This is a genomic window from Spirosoma foliorum, assembly GCF_014117325.1.
Taxonomy (GTDB): domain Bacteria; phylum Bacteroidota; class Bacteroidia; order Cytophagales; family Spirosomataceae; genus Spirosoma; species Spirosoma foliorum.
Map to the genome: position 1 here is coordinate 2269146 of NZ_CP059732.1, position 19281 is coordinate 2288426.

Genomic DNA, 19281 nt, shown 5'->3' on the forward strand with positions numbered 1-19281 from the left:
TTTGGTCCTTTCTCCCTTTACTCCTCTTTTAACATATACCCCATTCCAATTACGGTATGAATGAGTTTTTTCGGAAAATCTTTGTCAATTTTTTTGCGAAGGAAGTTCACGTATACGTCAATGACATTGGTGCCTGTATCGAAATGAATATCCCAAACTTTCTCGGCAATATCGACACGGGAAACAACGCGACCGCGGTTACGCATCAGGTATTCGAGCAGGCCAAACTCTTTGGCCGTTAATTCGATTCGTTTATCGCTCCGACGGGCTATTTTTTCATTCAGGTCCAACTCTAGGTCGGCCACTTTCAGAACATTGGCCTGCATGCCTGCTTCACTGCTTCGCTTGGTGAGCGCACGTAGCCGCGCCATCAGTTCCCGAAACTCAAAGGGCTTAACCAAATAATCATCGGCACCGGCTTCAAAACCGGTCAGTTTATCATCAACGGAGCCCATCGCCGTTAGCATGAGCACAGGCGTACGATTCTTTTCCTGACGAATGGCCTGAACCACATCGAAACCGTTCATTTTAGGCAAATTGATGTCCATAATAATCACATCATAGGGATTATTAAGGGCCATTGTTCGCCCAACCTGACCATCGAAAGCCACGTCAACTTCGCAGGATTGTTCTTCCAGACCTTTCCTAACAAACGAGGCTAATTTGGGCTCGTCTTCTACCACCAGAATTTTCATATCGGCAACATACATAGCTATTGTCTGATTTAAAAACGACAGAATAAATTATTAGTTTACACTAGTAGCTATGCGTTCCGGCAAAAGTAATTTAAGGTGCATCCCTACTTCATTGCTCAAGGTCGCCTAGGTGAATTAAAAGGACTTGAAAACAGCATTAAAAGTAGGTTAAACCAAGTTGAAGGCTGTCCGTTAGAAAACAAAAAAGCCGCTCCGAAAATCGGGGCGGCTTTCCGCTTCTATCCACACCATTTCAAGATCGACGACCGGGCGGCCGCCTGATCTTGATGTTCAACCTTCCCTTTGTAAAGGATTGTTATGCGAAACTACGCAATTTCTTTTATACAGCACAAAAAAGCTTTGTATTTGGGCCATATTACACCACAAATCTTATAAAATATTTCAATTTATAACGCGCTACGATAGCTAAAATTACCTAACGCATATAAAATTCACCGAATCTTAATGGTCTACAGATTTCGCTCGATAGAACGCATAGAAGATCAGAGGAAAAATAAACAGGGTCAATAAAGTCGCTGTGATCAATCCGCCAATGACAACTATGGCCAGAGGTTTAGCCGTTTCGGAGCCTATACCATGAGAAACTGCCGCTGGAATTAAACCGATGCCTGCCATCATTGCCGTCATAACAACGGGCCTGATTCGAGAAACAACGCCTTCCCGAATTGCTTCGTTTAATGGCAAACTATTCCGAAGATTCTTCTTAAAGACCGAAATCAAAATTACACCATTCTGAATACAAATACCAAACAAAGCAATGAAACCAATACCGGCCGAAATGCTAAAGTTAACATGCGTAATCAGCAAAGCTGCAATGCCACCAATGATAGCAAACGGCACATTAAACAGCACTAAACCAGCATCTTTAACATTGCCAAATAAGACAAACAGGATAAAGAAGATGGCCAGCAAGCTGATCGGTACTACCTGCGCCAGACGAGCTGTTGCGCGCTGTTGGTTCTCAAAATCTCCTGCCCATTTTACTGTGTAGCCAGATGGTAATTTAACGTTGGCCAGGACTTTTTGTTGTGCTTCGGCAACGGCACTACCCATATCTCGTCCGCGTACCGAGAATTTCACCGCTCCGTAGCGTTGACTGGCTTCCCGGAAAATCAATACTGGGCCCATTTGAGTGTATACCTTTGCAATTTCCTTAACAGGAATCATGCTACCCGTTTCGGTGGGTACCATTAACTGGCTGATCTGTTGCTCATTCGAACGGAATGGGCGGTCGTACCGAATCCGTAAGTCGAACTTTCGCTCTCCTTCATAAATTTGTGTGGCCGCTTTACCGCCAATAGCCATTTCAATTACAGCTTCGGCATCCGCTTTATTGACACCATATAAGGCCAGCTTTCGTTCGTCTAATTCGACCCGCATTTCGGGTTGACCCGTCGTACGAATAACGCCTAAATCCTCAATGCCATGTACAGTTGCCAGTTGCTTCTGGATTTCGATCGCTTTGGTTTCCAGAATAGTTTGATCTGGACCGTAAATTTTAACGGCGATAGAGCCTTTTACACCCGAAACTGCTTCCTCAACATTGTCCATAATGGGTTGAGAAAAGTTGAAGTTTACGCCCGGAAATACAGCCAGCTTCTCCTGCATTTTATCGACCAGTTCTTCTTTCGTTAGCTTGCTCTTCCAGTCATCCTGCGGGTAAATGTCGACCAGGAATTCAATGTTATAAAAGCCAGTTGGATCGGTACCATCGTTGGGGCGCCCTGTTTGTGAAATGACACCTTTTACTTCGGGAAACTGCTCGAAAATATGACGCATCTGGACCGTTTGCTTCACCGACTCCGGCAGCGAAATACTCATCGGCATCGTGGCCCGTACATAAATAGAACCTTCGTTCAATTCAGGCAAAAACTCGGTTCCCAGCAAACTAAAACCCGATAAGCCAATGGCTACAATAATCGTTGTTACGAGCAAGCTCATTTTTTTGTGAGCAAACGTAAATCCAAATGCTTTCGTCGAATATTTCGTCACGACGTTGACAAAAGGGTTATGTTTTTCCCGAACGTTTTTCTTGAGCAGAATACTGGCTAATACAGGTACCAGAGTTAAGGTGAAAATCAGCGCGCCGAGCAGCGCAAATCCGAGCGTCCAGGCTAATGGAGAAAACATCTTGCCTTCCACTTTTTGGAACGAGAAGATAGGCACCAGACAGGTAATAATGATCAACTTGGAGAAGAAAATCGCCTTGCCCATTTCGGTACCTGTTCTCCGAAGAACGCCTAATTTGGCTAGCTTGTTGAACTTCGCCATGCCTTCTTTGTGAGCCAACTCGTCAAGCGTAACAAATATACCTTCGACCATTACCACGGCTCCATCAACAATGATCCCAAAGTCGATAGCGCCCATCGACAGCAGGTTTGCCGACATACCTTTAAGTCGCAGACAGATGAAGGCAAACAAGAGCGCTAGCGGAATAACAATCGATACCGTGACGGTGGTGCGCCAGTCGGCCATGAAAATAAATACGATGACCGTTACAAAGATGATTCCTTCAATAAGGTTGTGGGTAACCGTATGTGTTGCGAAATTGATCAGCGTTTCGCGGTTGTAGAAGGTGTTAATCTGCACATCGGAGGGCAAAATCCGGGTATTCAGATCGTTGATTTTATCCTTTACACGGGCAATAACTTCACTGGGATTTTCACCCTTCCGCATAACGATGATACACTCAACAACGTCATCTTGCTTATCACGACCCGCCTGACCAAGCCGCGGTAAGGCAGACTCCGATACCTGGGCCACATTGCGTACCATGATCGGCGTTCCCTTGATGTTCCTAACCGTGATATTCTGGATATCCTGCTGGTTTCGCAACAACCCAATACCACGTACTACGTAAGCCTCTGAGTTTTTCTCAATAACATCGCCCCCAACGTTCACATTGGAATTGGCAACTGCCTGATACACTTGAAGCGGAGTGATATTATAATCCATCAATCGGCGCGGATCGACTGAAATCTCATAGGTTTTCACCTCGCCACCGAAGCTTACTACATCGGCTACACCCGGTACGCTTTTCAACTGGCGATCAATGACCCAGTCCTGAATGGTTTTTAATTCGCGGGCGGTGCGGGTCGGCGATTGGAGCGTGTACCGAAAAATCTCACCCGTTGGGCCATACGGAGGTTGTACATCGGGACGAATACCTTCTGGTAGCTCAACACCACTCAACAGGTTATTGACTTGCTGCCGAGCGAATGTATCATCGACACCATCATCAAAAAGTACTTTAATAACGGACAAACCAAACAGGGAAGTCGAACGGATATCGGTACGTTTTTGAACCGAGTTTAGCCCAATTTCAATAGGGATCGTAACGAACTTTTCAACCTCCTCTGCCGACCGACCAGGCCATTGGGTGATCAGCGTAATTTGTGTATTGGTAACGTCAGGAAAGGCTTCAATGGGGGTATTCTGGTAACTGATAACGCCCGCTACTACGGACAACGCTGTTAGGAAAAATATAAAAAATTTGTTCTTAAGCGAGAAGGACAAAATACTCTTAATGAACTTATTCATGCCGGTGGTGTACAGCGCAGATATTGGTACAGTTACAAAAGTCCACTTTCAGACTTAAATCCAGCTTAATCTATTGTTAAAAAAAGGTTAAAACATAAACGTATGAATTGGACTAATTTTATGAGAACTGTCCACAATTCTGTAAGCATTCTGGCAGGCCTTGGGGTGATATTTGTCGAATAAACTTTGTTAGCCATTAAACGAAGAATCATAAAACTATGGAATCCCTAAAATTCAAAACCAATATTAAATGTGGCGGCTGTATAGCTGCTGTTACTCCTTTTCTGAATGAAGCTGTAGGTGAAGGTCATTGGCAGGTTGATGTTCAGACGCCCGATAAAGTACTGACCGCTGAGGCTAGTAATACATCAATAGTCAAACAGGCTATTGAGAAAGCTGGCTACAAGGCCGAACCGCTGAATTAATAGCTACGTCAATGACTACGATTGAGCGAAGTTCACTGCCCAAAGAGGCGAAGGCCACTGGCATTCGGAAAACTTTTCCGGTGCTTGAGATGAGCTGCGCGGCCTGTGCTGTCAGTGTAGAATCTATACTGAAAAGTACTCCAGGAGTGAGTGATGCGGGGGTAAACTACGCCAATCAATCTGCCTGGGTGCGGTTTGACCCCAAAGTCGTAACTGTAGAGGAGTTGCAAAAGGCCGTTCGCTCTATGGGGTACGATATTGTTATCGAATCTGAAGACCCGAGCCAAGCCGACCCGCAACAAATACAGGCCGAAGCGCAAAAGCAGCACTATCATCAGCTAAAACAACGCACTAGCTGGGCGTTGATTCTATCATTACCGATTGTTGTTCTGGGCATGTTTTTCATGGACCAGCTTGAAGCCAACGTCTGGTCTACCTATGCCAATTACTTCATGATGGTGTTATCGGCAACGGTTGTTTTTGGGTTGGGCCGTTCATTCTTTACGAATGCGTGGAAACAGGCTCGCCATGCCAGAGCGAACATGGACACATTGGTGGCGCTCAGTACAGGCATTGCTTTTTTGTTTAGCGCGTTCAATACGCTTTATCCTGAATTTTGGCATCAACGGGGGCAACATCCGCATGTTTATTTTGAAGCCGCATCGGTGGTTGTCGCGTTTATTTTGTTGGGCAAAGTGCTCGAAGAACGTGCCAAGTCAACTACCTCATCGGCTATTAAAAAGCTAATGGGTTTGCAACCTAAAACGGTTCGTCTGGTCGAAGGAACTACCGAGCGCGAGATTCCCATTTCATCCGTAGAGGTTGGGCAACTGCTGCTCGTTCGCCCTGGGGAGAAAATTCCAGTAGACGGACAAGTCGAATCGGGACAGTCGTATGTCGACGAGAGCATGATCAGTGGCGAGTCAATACCTGTTGAGAAGCAGAGCGGTACCGCCGTTTTTGCCGGAACGATCAATCAAAAGGGTAGTTTCCGATTTCGAGCTGAAAAGGTAGGGGCTGATACATTGTTAGCGCAAATCATTCGTATGGTGCAGGATGCCCAGGGGAGTAAAGCGCCTGTACAACAGCTGGTTGATCGGATTGCCGGTATTTTTGTGCCTATCGTTCTGGGTATTGCCCTGCTGACGTTCGTGATCTGGTTGGCATTCGGGCACTATCTGGCTCCTCATGCCGATCCCTTTACAACGGCGTTGCTGACCTCTGTAACGGTGCTGGTTATTGCTTGCCCCTGTGCGTTAGGACTGGCTACGCCAACCGCCATTATGGTGGGTATTGGCAAGGGGGCCGAAAATAACATACTTATAAAAGATGCCGAAAGTCTTGAAGTCGCCCATCGAGTTAATGCTATTGTTTTAGATAAGACTGGTACTATTACCCAAGGAAAACCAGTTGTAACCGATTTGCAGTGGGTTATTTCTGGAAATGAGCTGATTCAGGCCCAACGTATAGTATATACGATAGAGTCTCAGTCCGAACATCCGCTAGCAGAGGCCGTGACAACGAAACTAGCCAATACGGAATCAATCGCATTGGATTCTTTTGACAGTATAACGGGACGCGGAGTAAAAGCCTATTACCAGAATGAAATCTATTTGGTGGGCAATCATAGCCTGTTGACTGATCATCAGATCGAACTGCCCGAAGCATTGGCAAAACAGGCGACAGACTGGCAAAGTCTGGCTAAAACGGTTGTGTTCTTTGCCCGACGTAGTGCTGACGGAACGAAAAATGAACTATTAGCGATCATCGCTATTGCTGATCCCATTAAGGCAAGCTCGAAACAGGCTATTGACCTGTTGCAAAACCGGGGCATTGCGGTCTATATGCTAACCGGCGATAATGCCCAGACAGCTGCTGCTGTGGCAAAGCAAGTAGGAGTAGAGCACTTTAAAGCGAATACAATGCCTACCGATAAAGCCAATTTTGTCAAAGAATTACAGGCTGAGGGGAAAATAGTAGCGATGGTGGGCGATGGGATTAACGACTCACAGGCAATGGCCCAGGCCGATGTGAGTATTGCCATGGGCAAAGGGTCTGATATTGCAATGGACGTAGCCCGAATGACGCTAATCACATCCGACCTTACCAGTATACCTAAAGCTCTACAGCTTTCGAAACAAACGGTTCAGGTTATTCGCCAGAATCTGTTTTGGGCATTTATTTATAACCTGATCGGTATTCCTGTAGCGGCTGGCTTGCTTTATCCTTCGTTTGGCTTTTTGCTAAATCCAATGGTGGCTGGAGCAGCAATGGCGTTAAGTTCAGTTTCCGTCGTAAGTAATAGCTTACGCCTGCGGGGCATGAAACTGTAATCTACCCGTGGTGTCGGGTTCTCAAACCCGACGTACTACGTCACATTTATACAAAAAATCCCCACCAGTTTTCTAGTGGGGATTTTCGTAAATCTATTAGTATAAAAAGTTGGCAATATGCCGAATTTATTTGGCCGAAACCGAGCCACGCAGTGCACGTGGAATTTCGATGCTAGCCACTGGGTTTGATGCCTGTTCGAGCATCTCGATGTTGTTAACAGAAATCTGACCAACACGAACAGATTTGCCCAGATCAAGACCCGATACATCGACATCGATGAAATCAGGGATGTTTTCAACAGTACCTTTCACGCGTAATTTCCGAACCCGCGTAACAAGTTTACCACCTTTTTGTACACCTGGAGCTGAACCCACCAAACGAACGGGAACGGCAATTTTAATAGGCTTACTATCGGTTACCAACAGGAAGTCGGCATGCAGAAGCACGTCACTTACTGGGTGGAATTGAGTTTCCTGAAGAATAGCCCGGTATTCAGCGCCTTCAATGTTGAGGGCTACTTCAAAAATATTGGGCGTATAAACTAAGTCGCGGAACAGAATTGCGGGAGCATAAAAATGCACCTGCTCTTCGCCACCGTACAACACACACGGAACATTACCCTCGGCCCGAATCGCTTGTGATTCCGTGCGGCCGAGATTCGCTCGTTGATACCCTACAATCTCGATTTTTTTCATGACAAAAATTATTTAGTGAATGAATGATTGAGTGATTGAGTGATTGAATAGTCTTGCGTAAGCTATTCAATCACTCAATCACTCAATCACTCAATATTTTATAAACAATGAACTAATAGATTCGTGATCTCGAATACGGCCAATGGCTTTGGCAAATAACTCAGCCACCGATAGTACTCTAATTTTGTCGTTGGCCTGCTTGAGTGGTAGCGTGTCAGAAACGACCAACTCTTCCAACACCGAATTCGCAATGTTTTCGTGTGCTTTCCCTGACATAATCGGGTGTGTACAAACAGCGCGTACCGATTGAGCGCCCTTGTCCATGATAATCTGGGCCGCTTTCGCCATCGTGCCACCTGTGTCAATCAAATCGTCGACCAGCACCACGTTGGCACCTTCTACATCCCCAATGACTTGCATGGAGGCAATTTCGTTGGCCCGCTTGCGGTGTTTATCACACAGTACGATGTCGGCATTGAAATGCTTGGCAAACGTACGGGCGCGATTGGCACCACCTACGTCAGGCGAGGCTATGACCAGATTCTCTAAATTCAGGCTTTTAATGTAGGGTACAAACACGGATGTTCCCTCCAAATGGTCGACCGGAAAATCGAAGAAACCCTGAATTTGCCCTGCGTGAAGGTCGAGCGTCATCAACCGATCTGCTTTCGACGCGGCCAGCATATTTGCCACTAGTTTAGCGGCAATCGACACACGGGGTTTGTCTTTCCGATCCTGACGAGCATACCCAAAATAAGGAATGACAACTGTAACGTAGTGCGCTGAAGCCCGGCGAGCGGCATCGACCATGAGCAACAATTCGAGCAAGTTATCGGCGGGTGGGGGAGTTGACTGAATCAGAAATACATCGCAACCCCGAACCGATTCTTCAAAACTGGGTGACATCTCACCATCGCTAAACCGTCGGCAGGTATATCCGCCCAAGTCTTTGCCGTAATAATGGGCGATTTTTTCAGCCAGATAGGTAGACTGAGTTCCTGAAAAAATCTTAACCGGATTAAACGATGCCATGTGTGCCAGACAAATTTTCCGCAAAGGTACGGAAAAAACGGGCCGGTTCGTGCTGGAGTGTGAATTTTCTTTGTGGAAAGAGATTCTGATTGGATCAGTAAATGATGTTTTAGGGGTAGATGTAGGTTAAACAATATAGTTCTCGTAGTCAATTTCCTCTGGTCGAGCTACGGCTTGTGGCTTTACTCCTTTATAAATTGGATGATTATTGACATCATTACGTAAGGCAACATCAATAATAATAGCGATTTTACGATGTGAAAGTAATATTGTTTTTAAATGCCACCGATCTTCAGCATTGCAGGTCAGACGTTTTTCCGTAAGTTTTGTGAAGATTAATTTATTATGTGCTTCGTTATCAATGGTTTTTAACCGGCCCTGACGTTGAAGCAGATCTGTTAGAACCGCTATATTCTGATTACTACGCCCATATTCGACCAATAACTTTTTGGAAACAACCCAACATCCTTTTGTCCTAAGCCAAAGCAATAATTTTTTGTATTCAGGATCAAGTGGATTCTTGAAATTCTTGGCAATGTTAGTATCGACAAAAAGATCAGTTTTTAAAATATTTTCTAACTCTTCAGCAGTAGGATTTTCCATCAATGTGCATTCAAGGCAATATCCATAACATCAATTCCATACGTATCAAAGAAGCCTTGGGGTGCTCCTTTAATTTGGCCATCGATTGCAAACTCTATGTTATATACTTTGCTTTTTGTGCCATCATTTTCAAAATAAAGTACTCTAACTTGGGTGGGGTGTAATTCGCCATTAACTAACAACAGCCTAATTCGATTAAGTAGGTACTCGCTATGTGTTTCAATAATGTATTGCTTTTGAGTGCTATTGATTTGGTTCGATAGATAATTGCCAAATTGAGCTTGAATCTTAGGATGTAAATGAATTTCGGGCTGAGAAACGGCAAGGCAGGATTGATCTTGTAGTTGGAGGTCTGCTACTATAATTGGTAAAAATTGACTGATTCCGAAGCCAACATCTGTCAATGCCGTGAAGTTAGCTTTGGGCTGGGTTTTAATATTTAGCTCAAATCTACCCCCTTTTAACATAGTCGATTGAACCTCCGAAAAGAGTTCTAATTGACGCATCACTTCGTTCAGTTTGGCTAATTTCTCTGGATTTGTTTGTTCCCATTCAATAATCTGGTCAATATAGCCAGATCCATCAGAATCTATTTTAGACTGAGCTTTAGATTTTTGATAATATGTTCGTTCTGGAGGATGACGGAAAGAGCCAACATAATTAAAATTTCTATCTGGGAAGACATTACGAAGTGCATCACGAAAGTAAAAATTAGGATTATTGTATAATTCGGCAATTTCTTTGAGATGATGATAGTATCTATTTACTTTTAGGTGTATATCTGGGCCTTTTTTTTGTGAAGCAGGTTGAATATGATTTTTTAAACTATCGACTTTTTCTAAAGCCTCTCGAACTTGAGGGAATCTAATGTCTGGTGCATAAGCATCCAAGCTGAATTTATAATTATTATATTCTCTACGCACGTCCATACTCCACTCCTCTTGGACATAGGCATTTGCTTCAAATTTAGCGGAAAGCTCTTTTAATCTAGGAAGATCATTTGACTCATCATACTCCCAAATCCATTCAAAAATAGGTTTGAAATTTCTCCATATGAAGGAATATGGTTGAAGTTTTATTCCTACATTTTTCGTAAGATTTTTGCCAAATACAATTTCTTCATAACTACCCATATTCAAATATTTACCATTTGGCGAAAGGTATAATGGGAATTCCTCAGTCTGCAACACCGCCAAAATTGCATTGATCAATGAACTCTTGCCGCTACTGTTTGCACCTGTTAGTAAAGTAATTGGTGCGAATTTTACGTCGAGTTCTTCGAAACACTTGAAGTTTTTGAGCGAGAGCGAGTTAATCAGCATAGTTTTTTATCAGCAAAGCTACTGCCGAAAGTTAGCCATTTTCGGGGATTTTCGGCGTAAACACTATCTTTGCGGTATCAGTAACTGATTATGACAGAGCAGAAAGTTTCCCCGGCTACCTCCTTACAAGACATTATTGCCCACGCCAAAGAATATGGCTTCGTATTTCCATCGTCCGAAATCTACGACGGGCTACAGGCTGTGTATGACTATGGTCAGAATGGCGTTGAACTTAAAAATAACCTCAAAACGCTGTGGTGGAAGGCCATGACGCAACTCCACGACAATGTGGTTGGAATTGACGCGTCGATCTTCATGCACCCGCTGACGTGGAAAGCGTCGGGCCACGTTGATTCGTTCAACGACCCGATGATCGATAATAAAGACTCGAAGAAACGCTATCGCGCCGACCAATTGCTGGAGCTGAAAGCAGAAGCTTATGCGAATGCGGGCGACGAAGCGAAAAGTACAGCTTTGTTACAGGAAATGGGGCGCTTATTAGGTGACAATGACCTAGAAGGGGTTCGAAATCTTATTATTGCCGAAGGTATTAAAGACCCTGTTTCGGGTACCGATAACTGGACCGAAGTTCGTCAGTTTAACCTGATGTTCTCGACGCAGGTGGGTTCATTGGCTGAAGACGCCAGCTTGATTTACCTGCGTCCTGAAACGGCACAGGGTATTTTCGTTAACTTCCTGAATGTGCAGAAAACGGGCCGGATGAAGGTTCCGTTTGGGATCGCCCAGATCGGTAAAGCATTCCGGAACGAGATCGTAGCCCGGCAGTTTACATTCCGGATGCGTGAATTCGAACAGATGGAAATGCAGTTTTTTGTGCGCCCTGGCACTGAAATGAAGTGGTACGAAACCTGGCGTGATACGCGGATGAAGTTCCATGAGGCCGTTGGTTTACCCGCCGAAAAACTCAAATTTCATATTCACGAAAAACTGGCTCACTACGCCAACGCAGCGGTTGATATCGAATATAAATTTCCGTTCGGTTTCCGCGAAATGGAGGGAATTCACTCTCGTACCGATTTTGACCTGAAAGCACACCAGGAACTGAGTCGTAAAAAGCAGCAATATTTCGACAATGATATCGACGAAGCAACTGGCAAGCCTTACGGCAATTACATTCCGTATGTAGTTGAAACATCTGTTGGCGCCGATCGCTTATTCTTAGCTGTGTTCTGTAATGCCTTTACCAAGGAGACTGTGGGTGAGGGAGACCAACAGAAAGAACGGACGTATCTGAAACTGCACCCGGCATTGGCTCCTGTAAAAGCGGCTGTATTCCCGTTGATGCGCAGAGATGGTCTACCCGAAAAAGCAGAAGAAATCGTGAAGAATCTACGTTCGGAATTTAGAGTGGTTTATGAAGAGCGTGATGCCATTGGTAAACGCTATACTCGTCAGGATTTAATCGGTACACCATTCTGTATCGCTGTCGATTACCAGACGCTGGAGGATAACACTGTTACGATCCGCTACCGTGATACAACCGAACAAGTTCGTATTCCTATAAGCGAGCTGAAGGCTAAAATTGGTTACGAGGTTTCGATGGAACGAGTGCTGGAGAAAATGTAGAAAAATACCTTTAGAAAATAGAAAAGCCCAGAAATCAACTTCTGGGCTTTTCTATTTTCTAAAGGTATTGATTATTAGACCAATAGTGTACGCAATGTGGTCACGTTTGCCGTTGCATCGAAGACTGCTTTCACAGGAATTGTAAAACCATCTAGATAAAGGCTACTGACGGTTTCGCCCATTCGAAATAAACCGATTAGTGCATAAGCCTCTGTGTCTGAATCGAATGTAAAAAGCTCAATCGTTTGACGGATTGGGTCAACGAGCCAGTACTCAGTAACGCCGTGTGCTGCGTAATCTTCAAACTTGATTTCCCGATCGTTCTTCTGCGCACTTTTTGATAATACTTCCACTACCAGATCAGGAGCTGGATAATAAAGCAAATCAGGTTGAATCCCCGCTGCTTTAGTTGGCCCAAAATAGCAGATATCCGGCTCGTAACTATTACGCGTCAGTTCAACCAATGCTTTTTCGACAAGCACAATGCCTAGCTGTCGCTTGCTGACAAAGGCATTTAATAACGTACCAAGAAGCATCACAGCTGAATTGTGCCTGTGTAGAGCTGGCGAATGAACAACGATTTCGCCATTGATAAACTCGGCTTTCATGTCATCATTCAACCACTTATAAAATGCCTGTCTACGATTTTTTTCGTCGTTGAGAATCGCCTGTACTTGCTGAATAATCTGCGGAGCCTTGGGCGATTCAAGAAGTTGAGCAGCTAATTCGGTCATATAGTATCAGGTCTTTACTCAAATATACGAAAAAGGCCGTGTTGTTACGCTTCGCCTACCAGCATTAAAGCGCCCACCGTTACGTTCGATGTTTCGTCGATTAGGATTGCGCCACCCGAAGCACGGTTGGTTGCATAGGGATCAAAACTGATGGGTTGGGCCGTTCGTAAAACAACCTTGGCCAGATCGTTTAACCGTAGTTGCTCTACACCTTTAATCTGTTCGTATGTATTGACGTTCAGTTGATAGGCAATCTCGCGAACGGAGCAACGGGTACGGAACGTCCCGACCTGTAACACGTATTTATTCCCTACCTTGAACTCCTTGGAATCCATCCAGCACAGCATCGCTTCAACCGTTTGGCTACTCAATGGCTGGCTTTCCGAACGGACAATAAGATCACCCCGGCTAATGTCTACATCGGTTGCTAAATGCAGCACGACTGACATGGGGGTAGTCGCTTCCTCCAGATGAGTTTCGGCGATTTCGATAGCGTCGATGGTTGAGGTCTCGCCCGATGGAAATACCGTTATTGCATCACCTTTACGGAACTGGCCACTGGTGATTTTTCCGGCATAACCCCGATAATCATGCAGTTCAGCGGTTTGCGGCCGAATAACGTATTGAACAGGGAAACGAGCTTGAATCAAATTAATGTCATCGTCAATCACAACTGTTTCCAGATGTTCCAACAATGTTTGACCATCATACCACGGCATTGATTCTGAGCGATCAACCACGTTATCTCCGTTGAGGGCACTCATCGGAATATAAGTTACCTGCTTCACATTCAGGTTTTTGGCTAATTCGGCGTAGTGAATACAGATGTCCGTGAACACATCCTGCGAATAACCAACCAAATCCATTTTATTGACAGCCACCACAATATGGGGAATGCCCAAAAGTGACGCGATGAGTGAGTGCCGACGAGTTTGTTCAGCCACTCCATGTCGTGCATCGACCAACACAATGGCCAACTGACAGTTCGATGCCCCAGTAACCATGTTACGGGTATACTGAATATGTCCTGGCGCATCCACAATGATAAACTTGCGGGCTGGAGTCTGAAAATAGCGATAGGCTACGTCAATGGTGATGCCTTGTTCCCGTTCAGAACGGAGGCCATCTGTCAGCAGCGCGAGGTCAATTTCACCGTCATCACGGCTTTTGCTGGCGCGCTCAATAGCTTCCAGCTGATCGGCCAGAATGGATTTAGAATCGTAAAGAAGACGCCCAATGAGCGTACTTTTGCCGTCGTCGACCGAACCGGCAGTTATAAATCGGAGAAGATCCATTTACTCAATATTCGTGAAGTCGATATGGCGATAGAAATTGCTTTGTTTCGACATGTCGTACTCCGTTTGGTTAAAATTTCCTTGCTTCAATTCAGTTTGGATGATGTGCTCCATATCCACTTTGAAAACAGGAATATGTTCGGTTATCGTTACGAATACAATCAATTTATCTACGCCTACATAATCATGAGCTACTATATTACGAAGAGCTTTAATCGTTTGCCAGGGAATATTGACATAACTTGATTTCGTTTCTTCGCTAATACGACTGACTTGTTCGCCAATATGTAGTAGTTGTAACAAGCAGGCGTTGAAATCTTTTTGATCGTTGGCTTCAAAGAAAACAAAAGGATCATCATAACCCGTTGCATACAAATTGATTTTCCCAATCGCTTCCAGAATCCGTAAGCAGTAGACTAAATCCGTTTTAAGACTGGGTTGCATAGCGAACATCAGCTAAGGCCCGGTGCAAAATAATCGGTTCAGCATATGCCTGGAGCATCAAATCGATCGGAATATGTAGATCTGTTTGTAACGCATCTCTTAGAGCAATAAGCTGCTTATAGGGAATGTTTTCGTCGATAAGCAGGTCGATATCTCGGTATGACTCTCCTCGTACAAAAGACCCAAATACGCCGATTCGGGTTAAGCCGAACCGGTCGAAAATCTGCTTATCTCTTAGATAAGTTTGTAGGGATTGAAAGTCATTTACTGGCATAATACCAACAGGTCAGTATGAAATGAGGCTACTCAAAAATACCCGCCTTTCTTGCGGTCTTCCATGGCAGCTTCGCTGAGTTGATCGTCCATGCGGGTTTCGCCCCGTTCGGAGATGCGCGTAGCCTGAATTTCGTCAATAACGGCGTCCAGCGTGTCGGCACTTGATTCTGAGGCCGCTGTGCAGGAAATATCACCAACGGTACGGAAACGGACCCGACGTGTAACCAGTTGATCATCGGCTTCGGGTTTGATAACGCCACCTGCGGTAGCCATCAACTTGCCATCACGGATGAGCAACTCGCGCTCATGGGCGAAATAAATGCTGGGGAGTTCAATTTTTTCGCGCCGGATGTAATTCCAGACGTCTAGTTCGGTCCAGTTCGAAATCGGGAATATGCGGACGTTTTCACCTTTGTTAATCCGGCCGTTGTAGAGGTTCCAGAGCTCCGGGCGTTGCCGTTTTGGGTCCCAGGAACCAAACTCATCACGAACAGAAAAGACACGTTCTTTGGCTCGTGCTTTTTCTTCATCCCGACGGGCACCACCAATGCAGGCATCGAACTCGAATTCTTCGATCGTATCGAGTAATGTGAAAGTTTGCAGGCCATTTCGGGTTGCATTCCGGCCCGTTGGCTCCTTCAATTTCTTTTCCCGAATGGTGTCTTCTACATACCGAACGATTAGTTTTTCACCGATTCGTTCAGCCAGATTATCGCGGTAGTCGAGGGCTTCCTGAAAGTTGTGGCCCGTATCGATATGAACGAGCGGAAACGGAAATTTGCCTGGCCGAAATGCTTTCAAGGCCAGGTGTACGAGGGTAATGGAATCTTTCCCGCCTGAAAAAAGCAGCGCAGGCCGCTCAAATTGACCGGCTACCTCCCGCATAATGTGGATGGCTTCCGATTCGAGCTGATCGAGATAATCGAGTTTCATTCAATGATGTTTCAAGTTTCAAATTCCATGTTTCAAGTTGACGTAGTCAATCAACCTGAAACATGGAACTTGAAACAACTAACTATTTAACATGCAATCCACACTCTTTCTTGGAGTTATCTTCCCACCACCAGCGGCCTGCCCGGAAATCTTCACCTTCCTGAATGGCGCGGGTACAGGGCTGACAACCGATGCTCACAAAACCACGGTCGTGGAGCGGGTTGTAAGGCACATGATGATCTTTTATGTATTGCTTTACCTCGTCGAATGTCCAGTCCATCAATGGGTGGAACTTGAACAGGTCGTGCGAGGCATCCCATTCGAGCTGGGGCATGCTCTGGCGGTTGGCCGATTGCTCAGCGCGAATACCCGTAATCCAGATTTTCTGACCCTTCAACGCCCGGTTTAAAGGCTCAACTTTCCGAATGCCGCAGCATTCTTTCCGATTCTCCACAGAGTCGTAGAAACTATACGGCCCTTTGGTGGTCATTAATGTTTCTTCGGCGTTCCTGTCCGGGAAATAAGCTTCGATTTTGGTTGCGTACCGATCATTCGTCTTTTTCCAGACCGAATACGTTTCGGCAAACATTCGGCCGGTATCGAGTGTGAAAATTTTGATCGGGATGTTGTTCGCCAGAATCAAGTCAGTAATGACCTGATCTTCATAACCCAGGCTGGTCGAAAAAATAACCTCGCCGGGAAACAATTCAGCCAGCGTACGTAAAGCGTCAACATTGCTCAGCCCTGACAATCGGTCAGTTAGGCCTTCAAGCGTGTATGAGGTGGACTCGGCAATCATGTTAGTTTGGCAATTTTATCGCCTTGCCGGTTTTGGTCAACTGCCGGGCAGCGTCCAGAATCTTCATGACGATGATCGTATTCTCTAATGACATTAATCTGTCGGGTTTAGTTTCGCCATACCGACTCAAGCGTTACCCCACATTTACCTTTAAAACCTCTGCTGATTTCGCTGCTGCCTGCGCGAAGTCTTCAATTAAATCCTCTACAGCTTCCAGGCCCACCGAAATCCGAATCAGGCCCGGCGTGATGCCAAGTGCTGCTTTTTCTTCGGGTTTCAATTTAGCATGAGTTGTTGTATTTGGGTTTGTCACGATGGTACGTGAATCGCCCAGATTAGAGGAAAGGGTAGGAATAGTTAATGCGTCAAAAAAAGCTTTTACCCGATCAAAGCCGCCTTCCAGTTCAATCGTGACAATAGCCCCGCCCGCGCTCATCTGCCGTTTTGCCAGATCATATTGCGGATGGGAGGGAAGGAACGGATATAATACACGTTCAACATCTGTATGAGCATCCAGTGCTTCAGCCAATTGCAAGGCGTTACGGCAATGGCGCTCCATGCGTAGGTCTAACGTTTCCAGACTTTTCGATAAAACCCAGGCATTGAAAGGCGATAAAGAAGGTCCGGTATGACGGGCAAAGAACCGAATGGGCTGAATCAGATCGGCGCGACCTACAACAATACCACCTAGTACCCGACCCTGTCCATCCATATATTTCGTTGCTGAATGCACCGATAAGTCTGCTCCAAAATCGATAGGTGTTTGCAGAATGGGGGTTGCAAAACAGTTATCGACGTTCAGGATAAAGCCATACTTCGCCTTTAAGCGAGCCAGCATTCTGAGGTCAACTAATTCTAGGCCAGGGTTCGATGGAGTTTCCAGGTAGACCATGCGGGTGTTCGGCTGCATAGCGGCTTCCCACTCAGCTTCGGTGGCTGTTGCATCGACATACGTATGGGTGATACCCCACTTGCTCAAAATCTGTGTAATGATCTGATGTGCTGAACCGAACAACGCCCGGCAGGCAACCAAATGATCACCGGATTTCAATAAAGCCGCCATACTCGCAAAAACGGCCGCCATACCCGTTCCTGTGGCAATGCCATCTTCGGCATTTTCCAACATACAGACCTTCTCAACAAACTCCGTTACGTTAGGATTAGAGAAGCGCGAATAAATATTGCCCTCTTCAGTTTCTTCAAACAATGCTTTACCTTGTTCTGCACTTTCGAAGGTAAAACTTGAGGTCAGATACAGCGGTACAGAGTGTTCGCGGTTGAGCGATTGCTGTGTCTGAGTACGGATGGCTTTGGTTTGCTTTTGCATGCTATTGGCGCACACAGGCTCTGGCTGTGTGATCAATAAAAATCTTACTTGTAACAGCCGGAGCCTGTTACGGCCTAAAAGAACTTGATAATCTTCCGCAAACTTACGAGGATAACGACAATTCCGACGAGTATCATCATGGTTTTAACGGGTAGTTTTTGCGCCAGGCGGGCAGCAATAGGTGCTGCAATCATTCCGCCCAGAATCAGACCGATGATTACCATGCCATAGTTGTCCAAACCAGCATATAAGGCGAATACAACAGAACTGGCAAAGGAAACAAAAAACTCCGCCAGATTGACCGAACCAATGGTATAACGAGGATGTCGCCCAGCCGCAATAAGCGTTGAATTAACAATTGGGCCCCAGCCTCCACCGCCAATGGCATCGACAAATCCACCAAACCAGGCTAACAGGCCAATTTGGCGAACGGGCTTTTTCTTGGTCTGTTTCGCTAACGCTTTTTTCAGAATCAAAATACCCAAAATAGCAGTGTAAACCGAAATCGCTGGTGATAAATAAGTTGCCACCACTTCCATATCGGCCAGCTTGGTAATTAAAAACGCCCCTAGCGCTGCGCCAATGACGCCCGGAATCAATACAATCTTGAACAGGCGACTATTGACGTTGCCAAACTTCAAGTGCATATAGCCCGATACGCCCGATGTGAAAATTTCGGAGCTGTGTACACTGGCAGTAGCAAACAAAGGGCTAATACCAACGCTGGTTAAAAAGGTAGTTGCTGTTACCCCATAAGCCATTCCCAGTGCTCCATCGATCATTTGGGCAACAAATCCGGCTAAAATGAAGTAAAAAATATCGGGTGTGATGTCAACTGTTTTGGCGATAAGTGTCAGGCGATCCAACGTAAAATAGCTGAACAACAGATGCCCTACAATCATCAGTGCCAGTGCCGAAAAAACATAAATAGCTATTTCGGTGCGATTCCTGCGCCGGAGCAGCGGGCGGCCCGAGCCTGTTTGCACAGTAGCGGTTGGAAAGGCAGCCTGCAAAGCTTTCGCTTGCTTTGTTGCATTTTCTCCCTGAAGGCTGATCGTCAGTCCATTAAGGTCGATGTCTGGCTCTGCCAGACTAAGGGTAGTGTCTGCCGAATTGGTGGTAGAGGCTATCTGTTCACTCATACAGTATAATGCCTATCGAGTTAATGGAGTATTTTATTTATGAAAAACGGCACGTCAGCGTGCCGCATGTTTTTAGA

The 19281-nt window shown here is 45.5% G+C and carries 17 protein-coding genes; 3 read left to right on the plus strand and 14 right to left on the minus strand.

Features of this window, described 5'->3' with window-relative positions:
* Window positions 1–17 precede the first annotated feature (17 nt).
* Both H3H32_RS09320 and H3H32_RS09325 read right to left on the minus strand, forming a co-directional pair.
* Complete coding sequence (locus H3H32_RS09320) at window positions 18–695, minus strand: response regulator (RefSeq protein ID WP_182464294.1); 678 nt, start codon at window positions 693–695, stop codon at window positions 18–20.
* A gap of 462 nt (window positions 696–1157) precedes the next feature.
* Window positions 1158–4256 carry an efflux RND transporter permease subunit gene (locus H3H32_RS09325; RefSeq protein WP_182462410.1) on the minus strand — a complete coding sequence of 1033 codons (3099 nt, stop codon included), beginning with the start codon at window positions 4254–4256 and terminating at the stop codon, window positions 1158–1160.
* Window positions 4257–4474: 218 nt separating this feature from the next.
* On the opposite strand from H3H32_RS09325, the gene H3H32_RS09330 reads away from it, so the two are divergent.
* Window positions 4475–4681, plus strand: a complete 207-nt coding sequence (locus H3H32_RS09330; RefSeq protein WP_182462411.1) for a heavy-metal-associated domain-containing protein — start codon at window positions 4475–4477, stop codon at window positions 4679–4681.
* 11 nt (window positions 4682–4692) lie between these two features.
* The gene (locus H3H32_RS09335; RefSeq protein ID WP_182462412.1) at window positions 4693–7014 is read left to right on the plus strand and encodes a heavy metal translocating P-type ATPase; all 2322 of its coding nucleotides are present in this window, start codon (window positions 4693–4695) and stop codon (window positions 7012–7014) included.
* A gap of 126 nt (window positions 7015–7140) precedes the next feature.
* Here H3H32_RS09335 and H3H32_RS09340 read toward each other — a convergent pair whose 3' ends face one another.
* From H3H32_RS09340 to H3H32_RS09355, 4 genes are all read right to left on the minus strand, one after another.
* Window positions 7141–7710, minus strand: a complete 570-nt coding sequence (locus H3H32_RS09340) for a 50S ribosomal protein L25/general stress protein Ctc (protein ID WP_182462413.1) — start codon at window positions 7708–7710, stop codon at window positions 7141–7143.
* 90 nt (window positions 7711–7800) lie between these two features.
* Window positions 7801–8742 carry a ribose-phosphate pyrophosphokinase gene (locus H3H32_RS09345; RefSeq protein WP_182462414.1) on the minus strand — a complete coding sequence of 314 codons (942 nt, stop codon included), beginning with the start codon at window positions 8740–8742 and terminating at the stop codon, window positions 7801–7803.
* 126 nt (window positions 8743–8868) lie between these two features.
* Entirely contained in the window at window positions 8869–9345 is a 477-nt protein-coding gene (locus tag H3H32_RS09350) for a hypothetical protein (RefSeq protein WP_182462415.1), read from the minus strand.
* Window positions 9345–10667: an AAA family ATPase gene (locus tag H3H32_RS09355; protein WP_182462416.1), complete on the minus strand. Its 1323-nt coding sequence runs from the start codon at window positions 10665–10667 to the stop codon at window positions 9345–9347. Before H3H32_RS09355 ends, H3H32_RS09350 begins: the two co-directional genes overlap by 1 nt.
* Before the next feature lie 90 nt (window positions 10668–10757).
* Between H3H32_RS09355 and H3H32_RS09360 the strand changes: the two genes are divergently transcribed.
* The gene (locus H3H32_RS09360) at window positions 10758–12254 is read left to right on the plus strand and encodes a glycine--tRNA ligase (protein WP_182462417.1); all 1497 of its coding nucleotides are present in this window, start codon (window positions 10758–10760) and stop codon (window positions 12252–12254) included.
* Between the two features lie 74 nt (window positions 12255–12328).
* Here the strand turns inward: H3H32_RS09360 and H3H32_RS09365 are convergent, their stop codons facing one another.
* The 8 genes from H3H32_RS09365 to H3H32_RS09400 form a co-directional block, all read right to left on the minus strand.
* Window positions 12329–12988: a Uma2 family endonuclease gene (locus tag H3H32_RS09365; RefSeq protein ID WP_182462418.1), complete on the minus strand. Its 660-nt coding sequence runs from the start codon at window positions 12986–12988 to the stop codon at window positions 12329–12331.
* 44 nt (window positions 12989–13032) lie between these two features.
* Window positions 13033–14283 carry a sulfate adenylyltransferase subunit 1 gene (locus H3H32_RS09370; protein ID WP_182462419.1) on the minus strand — a complete coding sequence of 417 codons (1251 nt, stop codon included), beginning with the start codon at window positions 14281–14283 and terminating at the stop codon, window positions 13033–13035.
* Window positions 14284–14727 carry a HepT-like ribonuclease domain-containing protein gene (locus H3H32_RS09375; RefSeq protein ID WP_182462420.1) on the minus strand — a complete coding sequence of 148 codons (444 nt, stop codon included), beginning with the start codon at window positions 14725–14727 and terminating at the stop codon, window positions 14284–14286.
* The gene (locus tag H3H32_RS09380) at window positions 14711–15001 is read right to left on the minus strand and encodes a nucleotidyltransferase family protein (protein WP_182462421.1); all 291 of its coding nucleotides are present in this window, start codon (window positions 14999–15001) and stop codon (window positions 14711–14713) included. The genes H3H32_RS09375 and H3H32_RS09380 overlap by 17 nt, the downstream gene beginning before the upstream one ends.
* A gap of 32 nt (window positions 15002–15033) precedes the next feature.
* Window positions 15034–15936: a sulfate adenylyltransferase subunit CysD gene (gene cysD, locus H3H32_RS09385; RefSeq protein ID WP_182462422.1), complete on the minus strand. Its 903-nt coding sequence runs from the start codon at window positions 15934–15936 to the stop codon at window positions 15034–15036.
* A gap of 82 nt (window positions 15937–16018) precedes the next feature.
* Complete coding sequence (locus tag H3H32_RS09390; protein WP_182462423.1) at window positions 16019–16735, minus strand: phosphoadenylyl-sulfate reductase; 717 nt, start codon at window positions 16733–16735, stop codon at window positions 16019–16021.
* Window positions 16736–16868: 133 nt separating this feature from the next.
* Window positions 16869–18062, minus strand: a complete 1194-nt coding sequence (locus tag H3H32_RS09395) for a trans-sulfuration enzyme family protein (RefSeq protein ID WP_182462424.1) — start codon at window positions 18060–18062, stop codon at window positions 16869–16871.
* A gap of 74 nt (window positions 18063–18136) precedes the next feature.
* The gene (locus tag H3H32_RS09400; RefSeq protein WP_182462425.1) at window positions 18137–19204 is read right to left on the minus strand and encodes a sulfite exporter TauE/SafE family protein; all 1068 of its coding nucleotides are present in this window, start codon (window positions 19202–19204) and stop codon (window positions 18137–18139) included.
* Window positions 19205–19281: the final 77 nt, after the last annotated feature.

Excerpts from the sequence above, each read along its gene's own strand:
- H3H32_RS09355 (WP_182462416.1), bottom strand. The coding sequence starts at position 10,667 with ATGCTGATTAACTCGCTCTCGCTCAAAAACTTCAAGTGTTTCGAAGAA.
- H3H32_RS09335 (WP_182462412.1), top strand. The coding sequence starts at position 4,693 with ATGACTACGATTGAGCGAAGTTCACTGCCCAAAGAGGCGAAGGCCACT.
- H3H32_RS09400 (WP_182462425.1), bottom strand. The coding sequence starts at position 19,204 with ATGAGTGAACAGATAGCCTCTACCACCAATTCGGCAGACACTACCCTT.
- H3H32_RS09380 (WP_182462421.1), bottom strand. The coding sequence starts at position 15,001 with ATGCCAGTAAATGACTTTCAATCCCTACAAACTTATCTAAGAGATAAG.
- H3H32_RS09375 (WP_182462420.1), bottom strand. The coding sequence starts at position 14,727 with ATGCAACCCAGTCTTAAAACGGATTTAGTCTACTGCTTACGGATTCTG.
- H3H32_RS09390 (WP_182462423.1), bottom strand. The coding sequence starts at position 16,735 with ATGATTGCCGAGTCCACCTCATACACGCTTGAAGGCCTAACTGACCGA.
- H3H32_RS09325 (WP_182462410.1), bottom strand. The coding sequence starts at position 4,256 with ATGAATAAGTTCATTAAGAGTATTTTGTCCTTCTCGCTTAAGAACAAA.
- H3H32_RS09395 (WP_182462424.1), bottom strand. The coding sequence starts at position 18,062 with ATGCAAAAGCAAACCAAAGCCATCCGTACTCAGACACAGCAATCGCTC.
- H3H32_RS09330 (WP_182462411.1), top strand. The coding sequence starts at position 4,475 with ATGGAATCCCTAAAATTCAAAACCAATATTAAATGTGGCGGCTGTATA.
- cysD (WP_182462422.1), bottom strand. The coding sequence starts at position 15,936 with ATGAAACTCGATTATCTCGATCAGCTCGAATCGGAAGCCATCCACATT.
- H3H32_RS09365 (WP_182462418.1), bottom strand. The coding sequence starts at position 12,988 with ATGACCGAATTAGCTGCTCAACTTCTTGAATCGCCCAAGGCTCCGCAG.
- H3H32_RS09370 (WP_182462419.1), bottom strand. The coding sequence starts at position 14,283 with ATGGATCTTCTCCGATTTATAACTGCCGGTTCGGTCGACGACGGCAAA.
- H3H32_RS09360 (WP_182462417.1), top strand. The coding sequence starts at position 10,758 with ATGACAGAGCAGAAAGTTTCCCCGGCTACCTCCTTACAAGACATTATT.
- H3H32_RS09350 (WP_182462415.1), bottom strand. The coding sequence starts at position 9,345 with ATGGAAAATCCTACTGCTGAAGAGTTAGAAAATATTTTAAAAACTGAT.
- H3H32_RS09320 (WP_182464294.1), bottom strand. The coding sequence starts at position 695 with ATGAAAATTCTGGTGGTAGAAGACGAGCCCAAATTAGCCTCGTTTGTT.
- H3H32_RS09345 (WP_182462414.1), bottom strand. The coding sequence starts at position 8,742 with ATGGCATCGTTTAATCCGGTTAAGATTTTTTCAGGAACTCAGTCTACC.
- H3H32_RS09340 (WP_182462413.1), bottom strand. The coding sequence starts at position 7,710 with ATGAAAAAAATCGAGATTGTAGGGTATCAACGAGCGAATCTCGGCCGC.